The sequence below is a fragment of the Microbispora amethystogenes genome, assembly GCF_016863015.1.
Taxonomy (GTDB): Bacteria; Actinomycetota; Actinomycetes; order Streptosporangiales; family Streptosporangiaceae; genus Microbispora; species Microbispora amethystogenes.
This window is the reverse complement of record NZ_BOOB01000001.1, coordinates 1-24,837: the sequence shown is the minus strand read 5'-3', so window position 1 is coordinate 24,837 and position 24,837 is coordinate 1. Positions and strand designations below refer to the sequence as shown.

Below are 24,837 nucleotides of genomic sequence, written 5' to 3'. Positions count from 1 at the left end.
AGTCTGGATGTTCTGTGGAATTTCAAGTCACCGGCTGTCGGAGCCCGGGCGGGCCAGCGCGGCGCGGCCCGCCTCCAGCCGGGCCACCGGGACACGGAACGGCGAGCAGGAGACGTAGTCGAGCCCGATCTCGTGACAGAAGTGCACCGAGTCGGGGTCCCCGCCGTGCTCGCCGCAGATGCCGAGCTTCAGGCCGGGCCGGGCCCGCCTGCCCTCCTCGGCCGCGATCCGCATCAGCCGGCCGACGCCGTCCCGGTCGATCGACTCGAACGGCGAGACGCCGAAGACGCCGAGGTCGAGGTATCTGCCGAAGAAGGCGCTCTCCACGTCGTCGCGGGAGAACCCCCAGGTCATCTGGGTGAGGTCGTTGGTGCCGAACGAGAAGAACTCGGCGGCCCCGGCGATCTGCCCGGCCGTCAGCGCCGCCCGGGGCACCTCGATCATCGTGCCGATCGCCGCCTCCACACCCGCCTCGGCGAGGATTCGTGCCGCCTCCTCCCGTACGATCTCCAGCTCCTGCACGGCGCCGACCAGCGGGATCATGATCTCGGCCCGCGCGCCCTCGACCTGCCGGGCCGCGGCCGCGATGGCCCGCACCTGCATGGCGAACAGGCCGGGGATCGCCAGGCCGAGCCGGACGCCGCGCAGGCCCAGCATCGGGTTCTGCTCGTGCAGGCGCCGGACCGCCTCCAGCAGCCTGCGGTCGCGCTCACCGGCCCGCTCGCCCGCCACGGCGACCCGTACGGCGAGGTCGGTGAGGTCGGGCAGGAACTCGTGCAGCGGCGGGTCGATCAGCCGGATCGTCACCGGAAGGCCGCGCATGGCCTCGAAGATGCCGGCGAAGTCGGCCGTCTGGAGCGGTTCGAGCGCGTCCAGCGCGACCTGCCGCTCCTTGCCGCCGCCCGGCGCGAGGATCAGGTCCTCCACGAGCCGCCGCCGCTCCCCCAGGAACATGTGCTCCGTACGGCAGAGCCCGACGCCGAGCGCGCCGAAGCGGCGGGCGCGGGCGGCGTCCTCGGGGGTGTCGGCGTTGGCCCGCACCTCCAGGCGGCGTACGGCGTCGGCGTGGGTCATGACGCGGTCGACGGCCCGGACCAGTTCGTCCTCGACCGGCCCGCCCTCGAAGTAGCGCGCCACCGGCGAGGCGGTCACCGGCACCTCGCCCAGGTAGACGGCGCCGGTGCTCCCGTCGATCGAGATCAGGTCGCCCTCGTTCACGACGACTCCCCCGGGCGCGGTGAAACGGCGGGCGTGCGGATCGACCTCCAGCTCCTCGGCCCCGCACACGCAGGTCGTGCCCATGCCGCGGGCGACCACGGCGGCGTGCGAGGTCTTGCCGCCCCGGGAGGTGAGCACGCCGTGCGCCGCGATCATCCCGGCCAGGTCGTCGGGGTTGGTCTCGCGCCGCACGAGGATGACCGCCTCGCCCCGCCCGGCCAGCTCGACGGCCCGCTCGGAGCTGAAGACGGCCCGGCCCGCGGCGGCGCCGGGCGAGGCGTTCATGCCGGTGGTCAGCCGGTGGCTGCTTCCCGTGGCGGAGAACCGGGGGAACATCAGATGGGCGAGCTGGTCTCCGGTGACCCGGGTGACCGCCTCGTCCATGTCGATCAGGCCCTCGTCGACGAGCTGGGTGGCGATGCGGAACGCCGCCTCGGCCGTGCGCTTGCCGACCCGGGTCTGCAGCATCCACAGCCTGCCGCGCTCGATCGTGAACTCGATGTCGCACAGGTCGCGGTAGTGCCGCTCCAGCGTCGCCATGATGCCGAGAAGCTCCTGGTACGCCTCCGGGTTGATCGTCTCCAGCTCCTGCAGGGGAACGGTGTTGCGGATGCCGGCGACGACGTCCTCGCCCTGGGCGTCGCGCAGGTAGTCGCCGTAGACCCCCCGGCGCCCCGAACCCGGGTCGCGGGTGAAGGCGACCCCGGTGCCCGAGTCGGGACCCATGTTGCCGAACACCATGGCGACGACGTTGACGGCCGTGCCGAGGCCGGCGGGAATGCGCTCCTGACGGCGGTAGAGGATCGCGCGGGGCGCGTTCCACGATTCGAACACCGCGCGTACGGCGAGGTCCATCTGCTCGCGGGGGTCGGCGGGGAAGTCCCGGCCGGCCTGGGCGCGGACGATGCCCTTGAAGGTCTCGACCAGCCGTTGCAGTTCGGCGGTCCCCAGGTCGGTGTCGTCCCGGTCGCCCTTGAGGTCGTCCAGCGCGTCCTCGAACAACTCGCCGTCGACGCCCAGCACGGTCCTGCCGAACATCTGGATCAGCCGGCGGTAGGAGTCCCAGGCGAAGCGGTCGTTGCCCGACTGCTTGGCCAGCCCGAGGACCGAGTCGTCGTTCAGGCCGATGTTGAGGACCGTCTCCATCATGCCGGGCATCGAGAACTTCGCTCCCGACCTGACGCTGACGAGCAGCGGGTCGTCCGCCTGGCCGAGACGCTTGCCCATGCGCGCCTCCAGGGCGGCGAGGTGCTCGCCGGCCTCCTCCTCCAGCCCGCCGGGCATGTCGCCGTGCCGCAGGTAGTGGCGGCACGCCTCGGTGGTGATCGTGAAGCCGGGAGGCACGGGCAGGCCGATGTTGGTCATTTCCGCCAGATTGGCGCCCTTGCCACCGAGCAGATCCTTGAGGTCCTTGTTGCCCTCGGTGAAGCCGTAAACATACTTCGGCATCCGACGCTCCCTTCTGGACTTCCACAAAAACCGCACCGCGGCCTGCGACCGGACTGTACCGGGGAAAATCACCTTCAAGCGTCACCCTCTGCCTCATCCGCTGTTTACCCAGTTAGACGATGCCGCAGAGGTCTATTCCAATTGATTTTTACGAGACCTCAGAAGTGGTTCATACCAATTCGCCACCCTGGCGACTGTGACGAGCGTTCGAAACCGCGGAAATGGTTTAGACCATCCGGCCGGTAAGGCCGCGTACCGGTGAGTCGGCCGTACGGAGCCGTCCACGTGCGATATAAACGAGCCACCCTCCGACCACAGCCGAAGGGGAGGGTTTCCTGTGTCGCGAGCGGTGTCGCGAGCGGGGTCGCGAATGGTGCCGGCGCGGAGGCTGGTGACGGCGGGGCTGGTCACCGGGCTGGCCGCGCTGGCGGCGGCCAGCGGTTGCGAGGGCGCGCGGGTCACCCCGGATCAGACCGTCTCGGGCACGCCGGGCCTGGGCTGGAAGCCGTGCGCGGAGACCGCGTCGTCGTCCGGCTTCGAGTGCGCGACGCTGCGGGTGCCGCTCGACTACGCCGCGCCGGACGGCAGGAAGATCGGCCTCGCCCTGGTCCGGCTGCGCGCCACCGAGCCCGGCCGGCGGATCGGCTCACTCGTCTTCAACTTCGGCGGCCCCGGCGGCTCGGGCGTCACGACGCTCATGCAGGCGGCGCACGCGTTCTCCGCCCTGGGCGGCCGTTACGACCTCGTCAGCTTCGACCCGCGCGGGGTCGAGCGCAGCAGCGGCATCCGGTGCCTCAGCGGCCCGCAGATGGACTACTACCTCGCCCACGAGCCCAGCGACGACACCCGGATGGAGAAGAGCCTCGTCGCCGAGTTCACCCAGGGGTGCAAGCGCGAAGCGGGCTGGATCCTGCCGTACGTCGGCACGGTCAACGCGGCGCGCGACATGGAGGCGTTGCGGGCGGCGCTCGGCGACTCCCGTCTCAACTACCTCGGGTTCTCCTACGGCACCCACCTCGGCGCGGTCTACGCCACCCAGTTCCCCGGGAAGGTGGGCCGGATGGTGCTCGACTCGGCCGTCGACCCCTCGGTGACCCTGCTCGACATGGCCAAGACCCAGTCGCTGGGTTTCCAGAAGGCCTACGACGACTACGTGGCCGACTGCGCCAAGACGCGGACGAGCTGCCCGCTCGGCGCCGACCCCGCCGCCGTGAAGGCCGGCGTGCTGAAGCTGCTCGACTCCCTGAACCGCAGGCCGCAGAAGCAGGGCGGCCGCGAGGTCACCGAGAACGTCGCCAGGGCCGGCATCACGCAGGCCCTCTACAGCAAGCTCACCTGGCCGCTGCTCACCGAGGCGCTGAACGAGGGCAGGAAGGGCGACTACAGCGGCCTGCTCACGCTGGCCGACCAGTACGCCGGGCGGCGGCCCGACGGCGGCTACTCGACCCTGCAGTTCTCGCTGCCCGCGATCCTGTGCGCCGACACCACCGACCGGCCGTCGGTGGAGGAGGCCGAGAAGCTGGCCCGGAGGCTCAGGGCGCGGACGCCGGTCTTCGCGCCGACCGCGGCCAGCGCCGGGTCCTGCAGCGTGTGGCCGGTGCCGGGAGACGACGGCGCCAGACGGGTCGACGCGAGCGGCTCGGCGCCCATCCTGGTGGTCGGCGTGACCAACGACCCCGCCACGCCGTACCAGTGGGCGCCGCGGCTCGCCGGACAGCTCCGCACCGGGGTGCTGCTGACCCTGTCCGGCGAGGGCCACGGCGCGTACGGCCAGAGCCACTGCATCGACGACCGCGTCAACGCCTACCTGCTGGAGGGGCGGGTGCCCCCGAAGGACACGCGCTGCGCCTGATCCCCCGCGTAACCCTCTCGGCCGTTCACACAGGAAGGCCCCGCCCGGGAGATGTCCCGGGCGGGGCCTCCGGCGCGCCGATCAGTCGTTCAGGTGCTGACGCAGGTAGGGCTCGACCTGGTCGAGCGCGACCCGCTGCTGGGCCATCGTGTCGCGCTCGCGGATCGTCACGGCCTGGTCCTCCAGGGTGTCGAAGTCGACCGTGATCGCGAACGGCGTGCCGATCTCGTCCTGACGGCGGTAGCGGCGGCCGATCGCGCCCGCGTCGTCGAAGTCCACGTTCCACCGGCGGCGCAGCTGCGCGGCCAGGTCGCGGGCCTTCGGCGACAGGTCGGCGTTGCGCGAGAGCGGCAGCACGGCGACCTTGACCGGGGCCAGGCGGTGGTCGAGGCGCATCACGGTCCGCTCCTCCATCACGCCCTTGGCGTTGGGCGCCTCGTCGACCGTGTAGGCGTCGAGGAGGAAGGTCAGCGTCGCGCGGTCCACACCGGCAGCCGGCTCGATGACGTACGGCACATAGCGCTCGCCCGACTCCTGCTCGAAGAACGACAGGTCGGTGCCCGACGCCTTCCCGTGCGCGGTGAGGTCGAAGTCGGTGCGGTTGGCGATGCCCTCCAGCTCACCCCACTCACCGCCGGCGAAGTTGAAGCGATACTCGATGTCCACCGTCCGCTTGGAGTAGTGGGACAGCTTCTCCTTCGGGTGCTCGTAGAGCCGCAGGTTGTCCTTGTTGATGCCGAGGTCGACGTACCAGCGCAGGCGCTCGTCGATCCAGTACTGGTGCCACTCCTCGTCGGTGCCGGGCTTGACGAAGAACTCCATCTCCATCTGCTCGAACTCGCGGGTGCGGAAGATGAAGTTGCCGGGGGTGATCTCGTTGCGGAACGACTTGCCGACCTGGCCGATGCCGAACGGGATCTTCCTGCGGGCCGACTGCTGCACGTTCAGGTAGTTGATGAAGATGCCCTGGGCGGTCTCCGGACGCAGGTACGCCAGGCCCGACTCGTCCTCGACCGGGCCGAGGAACGTCTTCAGCAGTCCGCTGAACTGCCGGGGCTGGGTGAAGGCACCCTTGTTGCCGCAGTTGGGGCAGGTGACGTCGGCCAGGCCGCCCGCGGGCTCGCCACCGTGCTTGGCCTCGTACGCCTCGAGCAGATGGTCGGCGCGGTACCGCTTGTGGCACGACTGGCACTCGGTGAGCGGGTCGGTGAACGTCTCGACGTGACCGCTGGCCTGCCAGACCTCGCGGGCGAGGATGACGCAGGAGTCGAGGCCGACGACGTCGTCGCGGCCCTGCACCATGGCCTTCCACCACTCGCGCTTGACGTTGTTCTTGAGCTCGACACCCAGGGGTCCGTAGTCCCAGGACGCCCGCAGGCCTCCGTAGATCTCGCTCGACGGGAAGACGAGCCCGCGGCGCTTGGCGAGGCTGACGATCGTTTCCAAGACGTCGGTGCGACGTGCCATCAGTGGAACTCCATCCGGCTGGGTGTCGGCGTTGAGATCGGGTCGGTTCAGATCGAGGCCAGTTCGAGGTCGAACGAGGTCAGCGGTGCGCCGGCCGTGCCCGAAGCGGGCGGGCCGGGCCGATCGCCTGCCTGCGGCGGCGGTGATGTCTGGCCACCTGCCCGGATCTGTGCCCAAGCTTAGGGGAATCCGGCGCCCCCGCGCTCACGCCTTGCCCGTGGTGCCCCTGCCCATGGTGCCGCTGCCCGTGGTCCCCGCGTTCACGCCGGCGCCCGGAGGCGTGTAGACCTCCTCGAATGCCCCCGGCTCGTTGATCATGAGGGTCATCAGCGGATACATCTCCATCCGTGCCGCCGACAGGGCGCGCCGGTAGTGGCCCGCCCCCTCCCACTCGCTGACCAGCGCCCACAGGGCGGGCTCGTCCACCGCCCTGCCGAGCCGTCCGCGCAGGTAGCCCGGCTGGGCGGCCAGCAGGTCCAGGATGGCGCGGGCCTGGGTGGCGAACTCCTCGGTGCGGGCGCCCGGCACCGAGTAGCGGATCACGGCGAGCATGCCGCCCAGCATGCCACCCTCTCCGGAACGGCCGCCGCGAGGGGCGGGCGAAGGGGCACGGGGGGCGGGGCGCAGGAGGCGGGGACGGCATTAGGCTCTCAAGCGTGGGAAGCGAAACGGAACCGCCGCGCCGCCAGGTCCCCGCGCATCCCCTGGCGCGCAGCAAACCCGCCGGGGAGACGCAGGCGCGGGGAGCACGGGCGGGAGGAGCGCAGGGGCGGTCGCCGCGCCCGGTGCGTCCGCTGCCCACCGGCGAGCACTTCTTCACGCCGGGCGCCACCGGGGCGCGCCGGACGGTCGAGACGAAGAGCGCCCCGCTGCTGGTCTTCCTGTTCCAGATGCCCCGCTGGCTGGCCCCGGTGGTCCTGGTGGCGCTGCTCATCGCCGGGCTGGTCGTGCCGGACTGGCGCGGCGGCGTGGCCGTGCTCCCGGTGCTGGCGTTCATCGCCTGGCTGGCCTACCTGTCGTGGCCGTCGCTGCGGCCGCTCGGCCGGTTGCTCCGCATTGCGGTCGGGACGTTCCTGGTTCTCCTCGTCGCGACCCGCTTCGGGCTCTTCTGACGCGGGCCGTCCGGAGGTCTCCGCACCCGCCGGTTGGACGGGACCGCTCGACCCGCCGGACACGACCTAACCTGTACTTCGTAGGGCGCAAGTGCGTAGCGCGCCGCCGTACCCGGGAGTCCCTCATGACCAAGAGCCGCGACGCCGTTCACGAGATCCTCCGCCAGAGCGGCGGGTTCCGCAGCGCGCAGGACGTGTTCGCCGAGATGCGCGCGGACGGCTCGAAGATCGGCCTCACGACCGTCTACCGGGCGCTCCAGTCGCTGTCGGACGCGGGCCGCGTCGACGTGCTGCGCACCGACGAGGGCGAGTCGGTCTACCGGGCCTGCCAGAGCGACACGCACCACCACCACCTCGTGTGCCGGGTGTGCGGGCGCACGGTCGAGGTGGCCGGGCCGGACGTGGAGCGGTGGGCCGAGGTCGTCGGGGCCGAGCACGGCTTCATCGACGTCACCCACACCGTCGAGGTCTTCGGCACCTGCTCCTCGTGCGCCGCGTCACGCGGTGAGACCCCGTCGGCGACGCCCTCCGGCGCGGCGGGAAAGGCCGCCGGAAAGGGCTGACCCCGCCCCGCGCGCGCCTCGTGGGGAGTACGCTTCCTGCGCCGCGCCAAGCCCGCCGCGACAAAAGGAGATGGCGTGCCGTTCAGCCATGACATGGTGTACTCGCTGGCGACGGTGGTGGACCTCGTCAACACCGGCGCCGGCGAGCGCGACGGGCTGGCCGAGCTCGCCGACCTGGCGGAGTTCGTCGGCAGGCGGGAGGTCAGCGGGGTGCGGACGCTGACCCGGCGGGACCTCGCCGAGGTGCGCGCCCTGCGCGAGGCGTTCCACGCCGTGTTCACCGCGCCCGACCAGACGACGGCGGTCAGGGTGCTCAACACGCTGCTGGGCCGCACCCGCATCACGCCGAGCCTCACCGAGCACGACGGCCATCCGCTCCACGTCCACTACTTCGCGCCCGACGCGTCGGTCGCCGAGCACCTGGCCGCCGACTGCGGCGTCGCGCTCGCCCACGTGCTCGTGGAGAACGAACGGGAGCGTCTGCGCACCTGCGCCGCGCCCGACTGCTCACACGTCTTCGTGGACGAGTCGCGGAACCGTTCCCGGGTCTACTGCGACAGCCGCACCTGCGGCAACCGCATGCACGTGGCCGCCTACCGGGCCCGCGCCCGCCGCCGCGACGCCTCCTGACCCCCCGTACGGCCCCGGGCGAGCCGACTACCGCGGCGCGTGGGCGGCGGGGGCGACCTCGTTCGGGAGCGCGCCGCCGTACCTGCGGTCGCGCTTGGCGTAGATCTCGCACGCCTGCCACAGGTCGCGGCGGTCGAAGTCGGGCCACAGTTGGTTGAGGAACACCATCTCGGCGTACGCGGACTGCCAGAGCAGGAAGTTGGAGGTGCGCTGCTCGCCCGAGGACCGCAGGAACAGGTCGACGTCCGGGATCTCCGGCTCGTCGAGGTAGCGCGCGAAGACCTTCTCCGAGACCTTGCCGGGCTTGACCCGGCCGTCGGCGATGTCGCGGGCGAGCCGCACGGCCGCGTCCACGATCTCCGCGCGGCCGCCGTAGTTCACGCAGAACTGCAGGGTCAGCGTGCTGTTGCCGACCGTCCTGCGCTCGGCGTCCTCCAGCTCCTTGATCACGCTTCGCCAGAGCCGGCCGGGACGCCCGGCCCAGCGGACCCGCACGCCCATCGCGTCGAGCTCGTCGCGCCTGCGCCGGATGACGTCGCGGTTGAAGCCCATGAGGAAGCGCACCTCGTCGGGTGAGCGCTTCCAGTTCTCGGTCGAGAAGGCGTACGCGGACAGGTAGGGGATGCCGATCTCGATGGCGCCCTCGATGACGTCGAACAGCGACGCCTCGCCCATCTTGTGCCCTTCGGTCCTCGGCAGCCCGCGGGCCTTGGCCCAGCGGCCGTTGCCGTCCATGACGATCGCCACGTGACGCGGCAGCAGGTCGCGCGGAATGTCGGGCGGGGTGGCCCCGGACGGATGCGGAGTGGGAGGACGAACCATGCACCCGAGCGTATTGCGTCCGGACCGGTCCTCAGGTGCGGAAGACGTGCGGATCCGGTGCAGGTTCGGCATCCCCGGGACGGCCACCGGCCGCCCCCGGCCCGGCGTCGTGGGAACGACCGCTCCAGGGAAACGCCCCCGGCGCCCGGGCCTCCGGGGCGCCGGGCCACTCCCGCTCGACGTGGCGCAGCGAGCGGATGCCGTGCTCCAGATGCCACTGCAGGTAGGCCGCCACCAGGCCGCTGCACTCGGTGCGGTGCCGCGGTTCGGAGGCGTCCGCGGCGGCCCAGTCGCCCCGCAGCAGCGCGATCATCAGGGCGATCGTCTCGGCCGCCGGGACGGCCGCGCCGGGCGGGCGGCACGCGCCGCAGACCACCCCACCCGCCACGATCGCGAACGCGCGGGCCGCCTCGGCGCCGCACCGCGCGCACTCCGCCAGCGCGGGGGCGTAGCCCGCCACCGCCAGTGAGCGCAGGAAGAAGGCGTCGAGCACCAGGCGGGCCTCGTGGCCGCCCTCGGCGAGCGTGCGCAGGCCACCGACCAGCAGCAGGAACTGGCGCAGCGCCGGCTCCTTCTCCCCGACGGTCAGCCGGTCGGCCGTCTCCAGCATCGCCGTGCCCGCCGTGTATCTCGGGTAGTCGGCGACGATCGCCCCGCCGTACGGGTGCAGGGTCTCGACCTGGGTGATCACGTCGAGCGACCTGCCGCCGTGCAGCTGCAGGTCCACGTGTGAGAACGGCTCCAGCCGGGCGCCGAACCGCGACTTGGTCCTGCGTACGCCCTTGGCCACTCCCCGGACCTTGCCGGTGCGCCGGGTGAGGAGGGTGATGATGCGGTCGGCCTCGCCCAGCTTCTGGGTGCGCAGCACGACGCCCTCGTCGCGGTAGAGGCTCACTCCGTCATCGTAGGGTCCGCCCGGCGGCCGGCGCCCCCTCGGGCCCCGTACGAGGGCTTTCCTCCCACTCCAGCGCATGAATGGTGAAAATTCGGTAATGATCCGGCGACGATGCCGGATGGCAAAACCGGGCGAAGCTGTACATACAGCGGCCGTACGGTAAACCTGGGGTGCCACGTCCGAGCGGAAAGGTCACTAAGCTTTGGCCTCCGGCGGACTTCCCCGCGCCGGTCAAGCCCCGAGGGCCTGACTCCCCCGTTGCGTGAAAGGTTGCCATGACCCGCGTGGTCCTGCTGGGCGCACCGCCCGGCCCGATCGCTTTCCCGCCGCCCGGCGGCCGGCCCGCCCTGCCCGCGGCCGTCACGCTGACCTCGCTTCCCGGGGCGCCCACCGCGTACGACCGGCTGCTCGCGCAGGCCGCCGCGCTGGACCCCGAGCCGACGACGATCGCCCGGCCCGGCGACGCGGCGGCCTACCACCGGCCGTACGGCCGGGTGGTGGAGAGCCGGGACGTCGCCGGCGACCTGCGCGCGCTCGCCGACGTGGCGGAGGCCACCGAGGCCGCCGGGGACAACCTGCTGATCCTGCCGGCCGACTCGCTGGTGCACGACGAGCTGATCTACCAGATCACCAAGGCCAAGCGGGCCGCCCTCGCGCTGATCGCCCGGCCGGAGCGGGACGAGAACGCGCCGGTCGAAGAGGTGCCGATCGAGGAGGCGGTGCCCGAGATCGGCTCGGAGTTCCTCGAGGGACTGCCCGTGCGCACCCGCGCGGGCCGTGGCCGGATCATCTCGGTCGGCACCGCCTACCACGCGGTGACCCGGCCGAACGCGGCGCTGCTCGGACCGCTCCACCTGCACCAGCGGCACCTGGCGACCCTCGCCGAGGCGGCCCGCGACCTGGCGGAGATGGCCCACCTGTTCGGCCCCGAGGACGACGTGACCGAGCTTCTCGTGCTCGGCCTGGTCCGGCGCGGCGTGTCGGTCGGCCGGCGGGGCCGCCGCGACCTGTTCTTCCGCCGCGTCCGCAGCCAGGCCGAGGCCGACGAGGCGCTGGCGGAGATGGCCGGCTACGACGAGGACCGGGCCCGGCTCGACAACGCGGTGAAGGGCGCCGACGGCTTCTTCACCACGTTCTTCGTCAGCACCTACTCGCGCTTCATCGCCCGCTGGGCGGCCCGCCGGGGCCTCACCCCCAACCAGGTGACGCTGATCTCGATCGCCCTCGGCCTGCTGGCGGCCGGCGCGTTCGCCACCGGCACCCGCTGGGGGGGCGTCGCGGGCGGGGTGCTCATCTACTTCGCGTTCGTCTTCGACTGCGTCGACGGCCAGGTCGCGCGGTACGCCCGCAAGTTCGGCGTGCTCGGCGCGTGGCTGGACGCCACGTTCGACCGGTTCAAGGAGTACGCCGTCTTCGTCGGCCTGGCGGTCGGCGCGACGGTGTCCGGGCAGTTCGGCGACGGCGAGGGCGTCTGGACGCTGGCGCTGGTCGCGCTGGCCCTCCAGTCGGTCAAGCACCTGCTCGACTTCTCGTTCGGCGCGGCCAACCGGCGCAGGGCGCCGGTGCCGCTGCCCACGCTCGACCTCACGGTCGCCGACGACCGCCCGCTGCGGGAGGCGCTGGAGGAGCGCAGGGCGAGCCGGAGCACCGGCGTGCGCGGGCTGCTGCGGCTCTGGACGAAGGCCGGCAAGTTCCGCCCGGTCCACTGGGCCCGCAAGATGATCGTGTTCCCCATCGGCGAGCGCTTCGCCGCCATCGCGATCACCGCCGCGTTCTTCGACCCCCGGGTCACGTTCCTCACGCTGATCATCTGGGGCGGCGTCGCGGCCACCTACACCCTCACCGGACGTCTCCTGAGGTCACTCGCATGATCACCCAGCCGCAGGCCATCATCCCGCTCCCCGACCCGGACGAGGAGCGCCGCCGCGTCCAGACCGCGCGCCTGCTCGCCTACCGCGACGACGGCCCGCTCGCCACCGCGCTGAAGGGCACCCTGGGCCGGCTGCTGCCGCCGGTGCCCGCGACGGTGGTGGCGCTGCTCGCCATCGTGGCGGCGGCCGTCGCCGGGCTCCTCACCGACGGCCCGGTCCTGCTCCTCCCGGTGGCCGTGCTGCTCGTGCTGGTGCTGCCGACCGCCGGCCGCGACCACCTGGGCCGCTTCGACTGGCTCACTCCCCCGCTGCTGCGGGCGGCCGAGTTCCTGACGATCATCCTGCTCGGGCTGGCGGAGAGCACGCCCAAGTGGCTGCTGTTCGTGCTCATCTACGTGATCGGCTACCACACGTACGACACCGTCTACCGCACCCGGCAGGGCATCTGGCCGCCGGCGTGGCTGTACCGGGCGGGGCTCGGCTGGGAGGTCCGCCTGCTGATCCTCGGAGTGGGCGCCGCGGCCGGGTGGCTGACCCCCGTCGCCGCCGTCCTCACGGCATACCTCCTCGTGCTGTTCGCGATCGAGAGCATCACCAGCTGGGTGCGGCTGGACAAGGCGTCCGCGCTGGCCCAGGCCGACCAGGACCTGGAGCAGTCGCCCGAGGACGCCGCCGAGCAGGCCACCGGCGACGCCGACCAGGGCTGAAGCACGCGGCGCGGCGGGCGGCGGGTGGTCAGTAGGAGGAACGCGCGTCGAACAGCGCCCAGACCACCTTCCCGCCGCCCCGGGTGAGGATCCATCCCCAGGCCGCGCACAGCGCGTCGACCAGGTGCAGCCCGCGGCCGGACTCCGATAGATCGCTCCAGGGAGACAGCGCGGGCACCCGCGCACTGGCGTCGCTCACGCCACAGCCGATATGAAAACGGTGCCTCACCAGCCTCAGCCGGATCGGCGGGGCACCGGCAGGCTCGGCGGGCGCATGGCGGAGCGCGTTGGTCACCAGTTCCGACACGACGATCTGCGCGTCAGGCACCAAATCGTCGGCATCCCAGCCGCACAGGGTCCGGGCGGTGAAATCCCTGGCGACGGCGGGCGAGGTGGTGCGCCCGTGAATGTCACACGTCGCCGACGCGGGCAGGGACAGCCCGGCGACGTCGTCCTCGTCGAACATCGCGGTCAGCCACGAAGGCGCGGTCGCGGCCCCCGGGCCTGCCAGGTCTGCTGTCATCGCGGGTCCCTCAGGTCTCACCATTACATGAGTGAATTTCCCTGCCGTCGTGTATCTTGCCCTGTGCCTTGCGGCTGCAAGCGCGCGTGCACGTGCAAATGTCGGATGCCCGCGACTTTTCGTGGAAGTCCCCAGAAAACCCCGCCTCTGAACCCATCCGGTAGGATGATCAACCGAATAGTCCTCCGTCCGACCTGTTTCACCCCCTCGGACTCCCGGTTCACGAGGCAATCACCCGGAGCGTCGCCAATGGAGACCACGTGAACGCGCAGGCGGACAACGCCGCCTCGTTACCGTTAGGGCTCGCCCGGAGCGGCCCGACGGCCCTGCGGCTGGTGCTCGGCGCTCAGCTCAGGCGGCTGCGCCGGGAGAGCGGCATCACTCCGGAGACGGCCGTGCACACCATCCGCGCGTCACACGCGAAGATCAGCCGGCTGGAGCTCGGCCGGGTCGGCTTCAAGGAACGGGACGTCGCCGACCTGCTGACGTTGTACGGCCTCACCGACCCGGACGAACGGACGGTGCTGCTGGACCTGGCCCGGCAGGCCAACGTGCCCGGCTGGTGGCACAAGTACAGCGACGTGCTGCCGGGCTGGTTCGAGTTCTACGTCGGGCTGGAAGAGGCGGCGTGCATCATCCGCTGCTACGAGCTTCAGTTCGTCCCCAGCCTGCTGCAGACCCCCGAGTACGCACGGGCCACCGTGCAGGTGGCCAACGCGGCACGACCCGCCGACGAGATCGACCGGCACGTGGACCTGCGGCTGCGCCGGCAGAAACGGCTGACCGGGCCGGACTCGGCGACGCTGTGGGCCGTGGTGGACGAGGGGGTGCTGCGCCGCCCGGTCGGCGGGCCGGCGGTGATGCGGGCCCAGCTGGAGCATCTGCTCGATGTGACCAGGCGGTCGAAGGTGACGTTGCAGGTCGTGCCGTTCGACCGCGGCGGGAAGTTCACCGTGGGCGGGCCGTTCACGATCCTGCGCTTCGACGCGCCCGAACTGCCCGACGTCGTCTACACGGAGCAGCTCACCAGCGCCATCTACCTGGACAAGGCGGAGGACACCGAGGCGTACACGCAGGTGCTGAACGCGATCTGCGTGGAGGCGTACTCGGCCGAGCGGACGACCGCGTTCCTGAAGGAACTGCTGGCCGACTACCGGTGACCCGCCGTACGGCGCCCGGGACGGTCGTGGCTCACCCGCCGGAGGCCTGACCGGGCCGCCGGCCGGAGAAGAACGCCTGACACGTCTCGGCGAACGCGACCGCCCGGGCGGTGGGCCGCACGCCGCGCACCGAGGCGAGCACGACGTCGAGCGCCGGGACGTCGTCGCTGATCGGCACGCAGGCCACCCGCCCCCCGTCGTAGGTCTGGTCGCTGTCGGCCCGCTGGTTCAGTATCGAGTAGCCGTGCCCGCCGGCCACGAGCGAGCGGGCGGTCTCGTAGCTCGACGTCCGGAAGCGCACGCGCGGCTCCGTCGGATAGATCGCCCGGAAGTAGTCGCGGCTGCGCGGCAGGTCGAGCAGGATCATCGGCTCGGTGGCCAGGTCCGCGAGCGACACCGCCTCCGCCTCCGCCAGCCGATGCCCCAGGGGAAGCAGCGCGTACGGCCGGGCCTGGGTGAGCGGCCGTATGTCGAGATCGAGGGCGAGGTCGATGGCGTACACCAGGGCGACCTCGCATCTGCCGTCGAGCAGCGCCGCCTCCATCGCCGACAGCTCGCCCTCGGCGACGCTGACCCGCACCCCCGGGTAACGCCCCGCGAAATCACGCAGCAGGCGCGAGAGGTAGAACGGCGCGAGGGTGGTCAGGCAGCCCACCGCGAGCTCGCCGGTGAGCGAGCCCGCGAGGCCGCGCGCCGACTGGGCGAGGGCCGCCGCGTGGGCGAGGAACTCCCGCGCCTCGACGAGGAAGCGCTCGCCCGCGCGGGTCAGCGACAGGCCGCGGGCGTGGTGGCGGATCAGCAGCTGGACCCCGAGCTCCCGCTCGACCTGCGCGATCGCGGCCGAGATCGCCGACTGCGCGACCATGAGCTCTCTGCTGGCCGCGGTCATACTGCCGAGCTCGGCCGCGGTTACGAAGTAACGCAGCTGGACGAGGGTGAAGTTGGCGTCCGCCACGCCACCCATTGTGACCGTCTCCGGCCCCTCTGGCGCCCGCGATCCGGTATCAACTTCGAATGCCTTTTCCGGCCCCTGATCAGGCCTTTTCCCACCGGAAACGATTCGCGCCCAGGGCGAGGCCCCCGATCGCGAGGGCCAGGGACACGACCGTCCCCCACAAAACGGCCGACGAGCCGTAGGAACCGGAGAACAACGCCCGCAGCCCCTCGACCGCGTACCGGAACGGCGTGAGCCGCGAGACCACGTCGAGCCATGCGGGAGCGAGCGACATCGGCAGCAGCGCGCCCGACAGCAGCATCAGCGGGACCACCACGGTGGACATCACGGGCGCGAACAGTTCCTGCCGCATCGTGAGCGCCGCCGCGTACGACAGCGACGCCATGCCGACCGACAGCACGGTCATCAGGAGCAGGGCCGCGAGCACCCCCGCGAGCGGCGCCCGCAGCCCGAGCGCGTAGCCCGCCACGATGATCGTGGCCGCCTGCACCAGCAGCACCAGGCTGTCTCTGAGCACCCGGCCGAGCAGCAGCGTGACCGGGCTCACCGGGGCGACCCGGAGCCGTTCGAGCACGCCGAACCGCTGGTCGAAGACGATGCCGAAGCCGGCCATCCCGGCGCTGGTCAGCGCGAGCTGCACCAGCAGGCCGGGCACGAGGACGGCCCACGACCCGACGCCGCTGCGGGCGAACAGCGGGCCGAACAACACGAGGAAGAGGAACGGCTGCACGGCGCCGAAGGCGAGGCTGACCTTGCTGCCGAAGGAGGCGCGCAGATAGTGGCCGGTCAGGACGGCGAGGGCGGTCACGCGGCGGCTCCCTCGCGCAGCTCGCGGCCGGTGACCGCGAGGAAGACCTCGTCGAGCGTGCGCGCGCCGTGCTCGGCCTTCAGCCGCTCCGGGTCGCCCTCCGCGACGATCCGGCCGTGGTCGATGATCAGGACCCGGTCGCAGAGCGCGTCGGCCTCCTCCAGGTAGTGGGTGGTGAGGAAGACCGTCACGCCGTCCCGTTCGCGTAGCCGCCGGATGTGGTCCCACAGATTGGCGCGGCTCTGCGGGTCGAGCCCGGTGGTGGGCTCGTCGAGGAAGAGCAGCGTGGGCCGGTGGAGCAGGCCCATCGCGATGTCGAGCCTGCGCTTCTGGCCGCCCGACAGGGTGACCGTCGTCCGCTCCTCGGCCCCGGCGAGGTCCAGGGCGGTGAGCAGGGAGGTCACGCGGGCGCGGGCCTCGGCCCGGCTCAGGCCGTACAGGCGGGCCTGGAGCACGAGTTCGTTCCCGACCGGGGTGAACGGCCCGAACGCGCCGCCCTGGGCGACGTAGCCGATGCGCCGGCGTACGGCCACCGGGTCGGCGAACAGGTCGGCGCCCGCGACCGTGGCGGCGCCGGACGTCGGGCGCAGCAGCGTGGTCAGCATGCGCAGCGTGGTGGTCTTGCCCGCGCCGTTCGGCCCGAGGAAGCCGACGATCTCTCCCGCGGAGACGTCGACGTCGATCCCCCGGACGGCCTCGACCGTCCCGAACGTCTTGGTGAGCCCTCTGACGTGAATCATGGTCGGTAGAGTAACACCAAATTTGGAGTCACTTAAAGTTTGTGGCCGTCCTTAGAATCGACGCATGGAAGAGGGCCTGCGGGAGCGGAAGAAGCGGGAGACCCGGCAGCGGATCTCCGACATCGCGACGGGACTGTTCCTGGTGCGGGGGTTCGACAACGTCACGGTGGCCGAGGTCGCGCGGGCGGCCGACGTGTCGGTCAACACCGTGTTCAACTACTTCCGCACGAAGGAGGACCTGTTCCTCGACCGCGGCGAGGAGAGCATGGACGTGCTGGCGCGCGTGGTCCGTGAGCGCCGCCCCGGCGAGACGGCGGTCGAGGCGGTGCGGCGCGACTTCCTCGCGGCCCTGGACTCCGGCGACTGGCGCTACGGGATCAACGAGGGCGCGGACGTCTTCGTCCAGCGGATCCGGGAGAGCCCGGCGCTGCAGGCCCGGGTGGAGATGATGAGCCGGCACCGCGAGGAGCGGCTCGCCGCCGTGCTCGCCGACGAGACCGAGGCGGATCCCGACGACATGACCGCGTCCCTGGTGGCGGCCCAGATCTGCGCGGTGGTCAAGGCGCTCACCCGGCACTTCGCGGTGCGGCGGATCGCCGGCGAGGAGGGCGCGGGCATCGTCGCGGACCTCCGCGCGCACGCCGAGCGCGCCTTCGACCTGCTGGAGCGCGGGATCGGCGACTACTGCGCGCGCCCCGAGCCCCGGGCCGTCAGCCTCCCGCCAGCCGGTGAGCGGACCACACCAGCGCCTCGGTGACGCGGCTCTGCGAAAGACCCAGGGTGCGCCGCTGGAAGAGATACACCTCGGGCGCGAACGGCGCCAGCACGCCGTCCGCCATGCCGTCCGGATCCGGCGCCCCCGACTCGGTCAGCAGCATCCGGACGTGGGCGCGCCAGAAGCCGTACGCGCCGGTGCCGAACCTGGCGCTGCCGGTCTCGGCCCCCAGGACGAGGTGCAGATGACGCTCCAGCAGGTCGACCATGGCGACACAGAAAGCGGCGAGCCGCTCGGCCGGTGAGGCCCCTGGGCCGAGAGGCGGCGGCCCGCTCAGGATGTGCTCCTGCAACCGCCGCTCGTGCTCGTCCAGCAGCGCCGTGGCGATCGCCGCGATGTCCGGGTAGCGGCGGTACAGCGTCGCCCGCCCCACTCCCGCCTCCTTGGCGATCTCGTCCATGGTGACGTTCCGGGCGTCCCCGGAGGCGAAGAGCCGCTCGGCCGCCGTGAGCACGCGCACGCGGTTGCGCGCGGCGTCCGCCCGTTCCCGCACCGGAGCCGGCCGGGCCGGCTGGAGAGCGAGCACGGGAGGTTCGCGGCCGGTATCCGCCGCGTCTCGCGGGGGTACGCGGCCGTTCGTCCGGTTCGCTCCGGACGCACTCACCCCGTCGGTCATGAGGACATCGTAGACCGGGGGCCAAGCTATGTGGACATCGCGTCCGTTTTTCTTCTAGACTCATGTGGACATGATGTCCACTTATTTGGTGTGCGCTTTCACCGGAGAGGATGGCGATGCACCCCCTGCTCCTCGCCTCGGCCCTGCTGACCGGCTGCCTGCTTGCGGTGCAGGCGTCGGTGAACCTCCAGCTCAATAAGGCCGTAGGCACCCCTTACGGCGCCTCCACGCTGCAACTGAGCGTGGCCGCGGCCGTGCTGGCGCTGCTCGCGATCACCGTCGGCGCGATCGGCGCGGTCCGCCTGGCGCCCGGCGTCCCGTTCTGGCACCTGCTGGGTGGCCTGGCCAGCCCGCTCTACATCACCAGCGGGATCCTGCTCTTCCCTCGCCTGGGCGCCCTGGCGGCGGCGGGGCTGTTCGTGACCGGGCAGATGCTCGCGTCGCTGGGACTGGACCTGTTCGGCCTGCTCGGCATCGCGCCCAAGCCGCTCAACGCCGGCATCGCGCTGGGCGCGCTCGCCGTCCTGGCCGGCATCACCGTCGTCATCCGCGGCCAGAGCCCGATCCGGGCACCGGCCGATACACCGGTGCGGGCGCCCTCCGGCATCGTCACCGGCGGCATCACCGGGCGTGGCCGGAGCACCGGCGCCAGCGCCCCGGCGGCGACAGCGGAGGCGGCCCCTCGGCCGGGCGTCCGCGGCCGGAGCGGCTGGGTCCTGCTCGGCGTCGTCGCCGGCGCCGTCCTTCCCGTGCAGGGGGCGGTCAACGCCATTCTGCGCGGGGAGATCCACCAGCCGCTGGCCACCGCGATGATCAGCTTCGTGGTGGCCACGGTCACCATCGCCGTCGTCCTGGTCGCACTGCTCGCGCTCGGCCGCACGCCCCGGCCGCGGCTCGGCGGGCTGCGCACGATGCCCTGGTGGGGGTGGCTGGGCGGCGGCTGCGCCGCGGTGTACGTCACCGCGACCTTCACGCTCATCCCCGCGATCGGCGCCGCGGCCACCGTCGCGCTCACGGTGACCGGCCAGCAACTCGCCTCCGCCGTGATCGACCACCACGGCCTGCTGCGGTTGCCCCGGCGCCCGCTCACCGCGCCGCGCCTGACCGGCCTCGCCCTGCTCATCGCCGGTTCGGTGCTCGTCCAGCTCGCCTGAGCGGACGGGCCGCGGGAGAGGGACAGGCGCGGCGCCGCCTGATCCGCGGAAGGCGAGGAGGGGCGCGGGCCCTGCGGGGGCGCCCGCGCCCAGGACGCCTCAGGTGTGAGGCGGCGGCTGTATACAGGTCCACGTGAGGTTGGACGAGCTCGATCGCGCCATCATCCGGGCCCTCGTCGAGGATGCCCGGGCGACATACGCCGAAATAGGCGCTCAAGTGGGGTTGTCGGCCCCGGCCGTGAAGCGGCGGGTCGACCGGCTGGTCGCCACCGGCGCGATCACCGGTTTCAGCGCCCGGGTCGAGCCGTCGGCCCTGGGCTGGACGACCGAGGCGTACGTCGAGCTCTACTGCCGGGGCAAGACGTCCCCCACCGAGATCGGGCTCGCCGTCTCCCGGCACCCGGAGGTCGTCTCGGCCTGCACGGTCACCGGCGAGGCCGACGCCCTGCTGCACATCCGCGCGACCGACGTGCGGCACGTCGAGCGGGTCATCGAGCGCCTGGCGGCCGAGCCGTTCGTGGTGCGGACCAAGAGCTCCATCGTGCTCTCCCGGCTGATTAACGGATCGCCGCAAACGGGCTGAAGGACGCAACCGATCCCCGGGTGATCGCAACGTGGGCGGATTGGATTGCCGACCGCCGATTCCTACGCTGAAGTCCCGTTCACCGGTTTCCCGCTTGGAGTCGTCGATGACAATCGCGCCAGAGTCCGCGGCCACGGAAAGTGGCCGTACGGGCACGGTCAGGCACTTCCTGATGTGCCGGCCCGAGTTCTTCACGGTCTCGTATTCCATCAACCCCTGGATGCGGCCCGAGGAGGGCGCCGACACGGCTACGGCGCTGCGGCAGTGGGAGGGCCTTCGGCAGGCGTACGAGAGCCTGGGCCACCGCGTCAGCCTGATCGACCCGGTGGAGGGCCTGCCCGACATGGTGTTCGCCGCCAACGGCGCCCTCGTCGTGGACGGGCGGGTCTACGGCGCGAGGTTCGCCCACCCGGAGCGGGCCGCCGAGGGCCCCGCCTACCTGCGATGGTTCGTCGAAAAGGGATACGAGACACTGGAGGCGTCCTTCACCAACGAGGGTGAGGGCGACTACCTGACGCTCGACGAGATGATCCTGGCCGGGACGGGCTTCCGCACCGACGTGGCGGCGCACATGGAGGCCCAGGAGTTCCTCGGCCGCCCGGTCGTCACGCTGCGCCTGGTCGACCCGAGGTACTACCACCTCGACACCGCCCTGTTCCCGCTGGACGGCCACAACGTGGCGTACTATCCGGAGGCGTTCAGCGAGGGCAGCAGGAGGGTGCTGCGGCGGCTGTTCCCCGACGCCGTGGTCGCGACGTCCGCGGACGCGGAGGTGCTGGGCCTCAACGCGGTGAGCGACGGCCACAACGTCGTCGTCAACGCCGAGGCGACCGGGCTGGTCCTGGAGCTCAAGCGCCGCGGCTTCGAGGTCGTCCCGGTCGACCTGAGCGAGCTGCGCAAGGCCGGCGGCGGCCCCAAGTGCTGCACACTGGAAATCAGGACGGGAAAGATCAGGACGAGCGAGATCAGGACGGACGGGCAGACTCGATGAGAAGCGAGGACCACATCAGGCTCGGCGAGAGCCACAGCGCGCACAACTACCACCCGCTGCCCGTGGTGATCCGGTCGGCGGAGGGCGCGTGGGTCGTCGACGTCGAGGGCAGGCGCTATCTCGACTGCCTGGCGGGCTACTCCTCGCTGAACTTCGGCCACGGCAACCCGGTCGTCCTCGCGGCCGCCCGCGAGCAGCTCGACCGGCTGACGCTGACCAGCCGCGCGTTCTTCCACGACCGGTTCGCCGGTTTCGTCACCGGCCTGGCCGAGCTGTGCGGCAAGGACATGGTCCTGCCGATGAACACCGGCGCCGAGGCCGTCGAGACCGCGATCAAGGTGTCCCGCAAGTGGGGCTACGAGGTCAAGGGCGTCGCCCCCGACCAGGCCAACATCGTCGTGATGGAGGACAACTTCCACGGCCGCACCACGACCATCGTGGGCTTCTCCACCGACCCCGACGCCCGCGGCGGCTTCGGCCCGTTCGCGCCCGGCTTCCGGATCGTGAAGTACGGCTCGGCGGAGGCGGTCAGGGAGGCGATCGACGAGAACACGGTGGCGGTGCTGCTGGAGCCGATCCAGGGCGAGGCCGGCGTGCTGGTCCCGCCGGACGGCTATCTGGCCGCCGTCAGGGAGATCTGCGACGAGGCGAACGTGCTGTTCGTCGCCGACGAGATCCAGTCGGGCCTCGGCCGCACCGGCGAGACGTTCGCCTGCGACCACGAGGGCGTCGTGCCCGACCTGTACGTCCTCGGCAAGGCGCTCGGCGGCGGCGTGGTCCCGGTGAGCGCGGTCGTCGGGAACGAGGACGTGCTGGGCGTGATCCGGCCGGGCCAGCACGGCTCCACGTTCGGAGGCAACCCGCTGGCCTGCGCCGTCGGCGACGCGGTCGTCGGACTGCTGCGCACCGGCGAGTACCAGGCCAGGGCGCGCGACCTCGGCGCGTTCCTGCACGAGCGCCTCGCGGACCTCGGCCCGGGGGTGGCCGCCGTACGCGGGCGCGGGCTGTGGGCGGGCGTCGACATCGACCCGTCGCTCGGCACCGGACGGGAGATCAGCGAGGCGCTCATGCGCCGCGGCGTGCTCGCCAAGGACACCCACGGCTCGACGATCCGCCTCGCGCCGCCGCTCGTCGTCTCGCGGGACGAGCTGGCCTGGGCGGCCGACCAGCTCAGCGCGGTGCTGCGGGAGGCTCGGGCCTGACCGTCACCGTGTCGAGGTCGCCGGTGTCGGTGAACCACGTGACCACGGCCTCCCCGGGCGCGAAGTCGACGGCGGTCATCATGTTGGGGAACCAGGGTCCCTTGCTGATGCGCCAGCGCAGCGACGGCCGGGGCAGGCCGCCGGCCCGGGCCAGCAGCCCGCCGAGCAGGCCCGCCAGCCCGAACGACGCCACGATGTTGGCGAAGCGCAGCGAGCGGCTCAGCGGGTTGCGGATCGGCGAGCAGACGATCTGGTGGATGCGTCCCCCGCCCTTCCGCCGTACGGAGGCCATGTAGGAGTAGTGGACGTCGCCCGACAGCAGCAGGACGGTCGCAGGGGGCCGTCCCCGCTCGCCCGAGGCGACCTCGACCAGCACCCGCGCGAGGTCCTCGAACGAGCGGCGGAAGGCCCCCCAGTGCTCCAGGTCGAGGAACTGCCGGACCCGTTCGCCCCACCGCGCCGCCCGGCGGCCCCAGATGCCGTCGCAGACCGCCTCATTCCAGCCCTCCACGTGGTGGATCCCGGACGGCAGCAGGACCGGCAGCGAGGACCCGATGACGAGGTGGCCGAGGTCGCCGGTCGCGAGCTTCTCGAACCAGCCCCACTCCTCCGCGTCGATCATCCGCCGGCGTCCCGGTTCGAGCGTCCGGGCGCTGCGGCTGTCCAGCATGACGAGGCGGGTGTCGCCGAGGTCCCGGTGGTAGCTCCAGCGGACCGAGTCGGGGTCCTCGTCGGCCCGCCGGGCGAACTCGTCGAGCGTCTCCTCGCCGGCGCCCGCCCGCAGCGCGGCGAGCACGGGATCGGCCTCCCGCTCGGCCGGCGGGATGTTGCCCAGGTGCTGGTAGACGTAGTACGACCCCAAGGCGGAGACGATGCGCCGGTGCCACCACGGCACCTGCGCCATCTGCTCGCGCCAGGCCGACGAGGTGTTCCAGTCGTCCCTGACGTCGTGGTCATCGAAGATCATTAAGGTCGGGACCGTGGACAGCAGCCAGCGGACCGCCGGATCGGACCACGCCTGGCGGTACAGCTCGGCGTACTCCTCGAAGTCGACGACCTCCTGCGGGCCCTCACTCCTGCGCCCGGCGATGAAGTCCTTCATGTCCGGGGTGAGCTCGTCGGCGTACACCTGGTCGCCGAGGAGCAGGATGAGGTCGGGCCGGTCGTCCGGCGACTCCATCAGGCGCAGGCCGTACGCCCGCAGGACGTCCGGGCCGTGGGTGCGCACGTACGGCTCCTCGTGCGGCACGCTCGTCCGGCAGGAGCCGAAGATCAGCCGGTTGAGGCCGGTGACGGGGTGGATGACGCTCGGCGGCATGCCGTCGCTCCCGGGCCACACCCGGCGGTCGTCGAGGTCCACCTCGTAGGCCACCGGACCGTCGATGGCGACGTCCACCAGGGCGTAGTGGTGGCCGTGCACGGTGAAGGTGGACTCCTCCGAGGAGGCGTCTCCGGCCCGCACGCGGACCGTGCAGGGCTCGGAGGTCTCCACCCACACGGTCGCGGCGGACCCGTCCACGTGGCGCAGCAGCGGGCCCAGCACAAGTTCTGACACGAGTACCTTCCTACTGCAAAAGGGTGGTAAAGCGCGACTCGTGCTCATTCGTCCGCCGTACGATCTCCTCGCACAACTCGTGCGTGACCTGGGCGTCGTCGGCCGTGAGGACCCGTCCGCCGCGGACCGCGTCGACGAACTCTCCGGCGGCCTGCTCGATCCCCCGCTGCCGGGCCACCGGGACCCAGTCCGCCCGCCGCGCGAGGGTCTCGCCGCCGTCGAGGTCCACCACGTCGCCGAGGTTCACGACCCGCCGTTTCGCGCCGCCGCCCATCACCTCGCAGGTCTCCTCGGCCGCGCCGCTGGTGCGGCTCATCACGCCGATCGCGGTGAAGCCGTCGCCGCCGAGGGTCAGCACCACGTGTTCCAGCAGGCCGTCCCGCACGCGGGTCCTGACCGAGGTGTCGATGATCTCCCCCGGCGCGAGGAAGCGCAGCGTGTCGGCCACGTGGACGAAGTCGTCGAAGATCACCGTACGAGGGTCGCCGGCCAGGTCGCGGCGGTTCTTCTGCATCACGATCACGTCGCGCGGCAGCTCGCGGAGGGCGGCGTAGCCGGGGGCGAACCTGCGGTTGAACCCCACCATCAGCGACCTGCCCCGCTGGCGGGCCAGCCGTACGAGCCCGGCGCTCGCCTCGGCGTCGTACGCGAGCGGCTTGTCCACGTAGACGTGCACGCCCGCCTCCAGCAGGGCCGTCACGACGGGGACGTGCGCCTCGGTCGCCGCGTGCACGAACGCCGCGTCGATCCCCGCCCCGATCAGCCCGTCCAGCGCGGCGAACCTCGCGCCGATCCGGTACGCGTCGCCGAGCCGGTCGAGGACCGCCCGGTCGCGGGTGCACAGCAGCGGCTCGATCCCCGGTGTGGCCGCCAGCACCGGCAGGTAGGCCTTCCGCGCGATGTCTCCCAGGCCAACGATCCCGACTCTCATGCCGGGGAGACTATCGGCGCGCCGTCTCCGCTCTCCGCCGGATGGGGCCCCGGCCGGGGCGAGGTCGGAGGCCGGCCGGGGCCACGGGTCCGCAGGTGCGACGTCCCGGGGTGATGGTCAGTCGGTGGGGGCGGAGGTGAGGAGCTTGTTGCCGAAGATGCCCCAGCCGGTGCCCAGGCTCTTGTAGGGGGCGAAGCCGAAAGCCGTCGCCGTGCTCGTACTCCGCCAGATCAGCAGTTCGTCACCACCGTTGAAACC

23 protein-coding genes and 1 pseudogene are annotated in these 24,837 nt (G+C 71.9%); 12 read left to right on the top strand and 12 right to left on the bottom strand.

Annotated features, from left to right (window positions below):
* Window positions 1–27: 27 nt before the first annotated feature.
* A complete protein-coding gene (gene ppdK / locus Mam01_RS00120) occupies window positions 28–2,667 on the bottom strand; it encodes a pyruvate, phosphate dikinase (RefSeq protein ID WP_204283167.1) in 2,640 nt (879 codons plus the stop codon).
* Window positions 2,668–3,058: 391 nt separating this feature from the next.
* Here ppdK and Mam01_RS00115 point away from each other — a divergent pair, with 391 nt between their 5' ends.
* Window positions 3,059–4,519 carry an alpha/beta hydrolase gene (locus tag Mam01_RS00115; RefSeq protein ID WP_239100904.1) on the top strand — a complete coding sequence of 487 codons (1,461 nt, stop codon included), beginning with the start codon at window positions 3,059–3,061 and terminating at the stop codon, window positions 4,517–4,519.
* An 81-nt stretch (window positions 4,520–4,600) separates the two neighbouring features.
* On the opposite strand, the gene Mam01_RS00110 is transcribed toward Mam01_RS00115, so the two are convergent.
* Both Mam01_RS00110 and Mam01_RS00105 read right to left on the bottom strand, forming a co-directional pair.
* On the bottom strand, window positions 4,601–5,986 hold the full coding sequence (locus Mam01_RS00110) for a glycine--tRNA ligase (protein WP_204283163.1): 1,386 nt from the start codon (window positions 5,984–5,986) through the stop codon (window positions 4,601–4,603).
* Between the two features lie 204 nt (window positions 5,987–6,190).
* Window positions 6,191–6,538, bottom strand: a complete 348-nt coding sequence (locus tag Mam01_RS00105) for an antibiotic biosynthesis monooxygenase family protein (RefSeq protein ID WP_204283162.1) — start codon at window positions 6,536–6,538, stop codon at window positions 6,191–6,193.
* Window positions 6,539–6,642: 104 nt separating this feature from the next.
* Between Mam01_RS00105 and Mam01_RS00100 the strand changes: the two genes are divergently transcribed.
* The 3 genes from Mam01_RS00100 (at window position 6,643) to Mam01_RS00090 (ending at window position 8,291) form a co-directional block, all read left to right on the top strand.
* Window positions 6,643–7,098 (top strand): DUF6703 family protein, encoded by a 456-nt coding sequence (locus tag Mam01_RS00100; protein WP_239100903.1) that lies wholly within the window; start codon window positions 6,643–6,645, stop codon window positions 7,096–7,098.
* Window positions 7,099–7,223: 125 nt separating this feature from the next.
* The gene (locus Mam01_RS00095) at window positions 7,224–7,661 is read left to right on the top strand and encodes a Fur family transcriptional regulator (RefSeq protein WP_150939027.1); all 438 of its coding nucleotides are present in this window, start codon (window positions 7,224–7,226) and stop codon (window positions 7,659–7,661) included.
* A gap of 75 nt (window positions 7,662–7,736) precedes the next feature.
* Window positions 7,737–8,291, top strand: a complete 555-nt coding sequence (locus Mam01_RS00090; protein WP_239100902.1) for a CGNR zinc finger domain-containing protein — start codon at window positions 7,737–7,739, stop codon at window positions 8,289–8,291.
* 27 nt (window positions 8,292–8,318) lie between these two features.
* Here the strand turns inward: Mam01_RS00090 and Mam01_RS00085 are convergent, their stop codons facing one another.
* Both Mam01_RS00085 and recO read right to left on the bottom strand, forming a co-directional pair.
* Complete coding sequence (locus Mam01_RS00085; RefSeq protein ID WP_204283161.1) at window positions 8,319–9,113, bottom strand: isoprenyl transferase; 795 nt, start codon at window positions 9,111–9,113, stop codon at window positions 8,319–8,321.
* Between the two features lie 172 nt (window positions 9,114–9,285).
* Window positions 9,286–10,008: pseudogene (gene recO / locus Mam01_RS00080) on the bottom strand (DNA repair protein RecO); the annotation flags it as partial.
* A gap of 275 nt (window positions 10,009–10,283) precedes the next feature.
* Here recO and Mam01_RS37185 point away from each other — a divergent pair.
* Both Mam01_RS37185 and Mam01_RS37180 read left to right on the top strand, forming a co-directional pair.
* Window positions 10,284–11,879 (top strand): CDP-alcohol phosphatidyltransferase family protein, encoded by a 1,596-nt coding sequence (locus tag Mam01_RS37185; RefSeq protein ID WP_150939024.1) that lies wholly within the window; start codon window positions 10,284–10,286, stop codon window positions 11,877–11,879.
* The gene (locus Mam01_RS37180) at window positions 11,876–12,586 is read left to right on the top strand and encodes a DUF5941 domain-containing protein (RefSeq protein ID WP_204283159.1); all 711 of its coding nucleotides are present in this window, start codon (window positions 11,876–11,878) and stop codon (window positions 12,584–12,586) included. Before Mam01_RS37185 ends, Mam01_RS37180 begins: the two co-directional genes overlap by 4 nt.
* A gap of 28 nt (window positions 12,587–12,614) precedes the next feature.
* Here Mam01_RS37180 and Mam01_RS00065 read toward each other — a convergent pair whose 3' ends face one another.
* Complete coding sequence (locus tag Mam01_RS00065) at window positions 12,615–13,109, bottom strand: ATP-binding protein (RefSeq protein ID WP_191910415.1); 495 nt, start codon at window positions 13,107–13,109, stop codon at window positions 12,615–12,617.
* Between the two features lie 260 nt (window positions 13,110–13,369).
* On the opposite strand from Mam01_RS00065, the gene Mam01_RS00060 reads away from it, so the two are divergent.
* On the top strand, window positions 13,370–14,269 hold the full coding sequence (locus tag Mam01_RS00060) for a Sco1979 family transcriptional regulator (protein WP_204283158.1): 900 nt from the start codon (window positions 13,370–13,372) through the stop codon (window positions 14,267–14,269).
* 31 nt (window positions 14,270–14,300) lie between these two features.
* On the opposite strand, the gene Mam01_RS00055 is transcribed toward Mam01_RS00060, so the two are convergent.
* From Mam01_RS00055 to Mam01_RS00045, 3 genes are all read right to left on the bottom strand, one after another.
* Window positions 14,301–15,233, bottom strand: a complete 933-nt coding sequence (locus Mam01_RS00055) for a LysR substrate-binding domain-containing protein (RefSeq protein WP_150939019.1) — start codon at window positions 15,231–15,233, stop codon at window positions 14,301–14,303.
* A 70-nt stretch (window positions 15,234–15,303) separates the two neighbouring features.
* Complete coding sequence (locus tag Mam01_RS00050; RefSeq protein WP_150939014.1) at window positions 15,304–16,032, bottom strand: ABC transporter permease; 729 nt, start codon at window positions 16,030–16,032, stop codon at window positions 15,304–15,306.
* Complete coding sequence (locus tag Mam01_RS00045) at window positions 16,029–16,772, bottom strand: ABC transporter ATP-binding protein (protein WP_204283156.1); 744 nt, start codon at window positions 16,770–16,772, stop codon at window positions 16,029–16,031. Before Mam01_RS00045 ends, Mam01_RS00050 begins: the two co-directional genes overlap by 4 nt.
* Window positions 16,773–16,836: 64 nt before the next feature.
* On the opposite strand from Mam01_RS00045, the gene Mam01_RS00040 reads away from it, so the two are divergent.
* Complete coding sequence (locus tag Mam01_RS00040) at window positions 16,837–17,529, top strand: TetR/AcrR family transcriptional regulator (protein ID WP_204283155.1); 693 nt, start codon at window positions 16,837–16,839, stop codon at window positions 17,527–17,529.
* Here the strand turns inward: Mam01_RS00040 and Mam01_RS00035 are convergent.
* Window positions 17,483–18,163, bottom strand: coding sequence for a TetR/AcrR family transcriptional regulator (locus tag Mam01_RS00035; protein ID WP_204283154.1), 681 nt, complete (start codon window positions 18,161–18,163; stop codon window positions 17,483–17,485). The two genes, Mam01_RS00040 and Mam01_RS00035, sit on opposite strands and share 47 nt — an antisense overlap.
* A 116-nt stretch (window positions 18,164–18,279) precedes the next feature.
* On the opposite strand from Mam01_RS00035, the gene Mam01_RS00030 reads away from it, so the two are divergent.
* From Mam01_RS00030 to rocD, 4 genes are all read left to right on the top strand, one after another.
* Window positions 18,280–19,317, top strand: coding sequence for a DMT family transporter (locus Mam01_RS00030; RefSeq protein ID WP_204283152.1), 1,038 nt, complete (start codon window positions 18,280–18,282; stop codon window positions 19,315–19,317).
* 133 nt (window positions 19,318–19,450) lie between these two features.
* On the top strand, window positions 19,451–19,900 hold the full coding sequence (locus tag Mam01_RS00025; protein WP_204283151.1) for an Lrp/AsnC family transcriptional regulator: 450 nt from the start codon (window positions 19,451–19,453) through the stop codon (window positions 19,898–19,900).
* Between the two features lie 106 nt (window positions 19,901–20,006).
* A complete protein-coding gene (gene ddaH, locus Mam01_RS00020; protein WP_239100901.1) occupies window positions 20,007–20,891 on the top strand; it encodes a dimethylargininase in 885 nt (294 codons plus the stop codon).
* Complete coding sequence (rocD, locus tag Mam01_RS00015) at window positions 20,888–22,093, top strand: ornithine--oxo-acid transaminase (protein WP_204283149.1); 1,206 nt, start codon at window positions 20,888–20,890, stop codon at window positions 22,091–22,093. Before ddaH ends, rocD begins: the two co-directional genes overlap by 4 nt.
* Here the strand turns inward: rocD and Mam01_RS00010 are convergent.
* Window positions 22,062–23,648, bottom strand: a complete 1,587-nt coding sequence (locus Mam01_RS00010; protein ID WP_204283147.1) for an alkaline phosphatase D family protein — start codon at window positions 23,646–23,648, stop codon at window positions 22,062–22,064. The two genes, rocD and Mam01_RS00010, sit on opposite strands and share 32 nt — an antisense overlap.
* 10 nt (window positions 23,649–23,658) lie before the next feature.
* On the bottom strand, window positions 23,659–24,579 hold the full coding sequence (locus Mam01_RS00005; RefSeq protein WP_204283145.1) for a Gfo/Idh/MocA family protein: 921 nt from the start codon (window positions 24,577–24,579) through the stop codon (window positions 23,659–23,661).
* Between the last annotated feature and the right edge of the window lie 258 nt (window positions 24,580–24,837).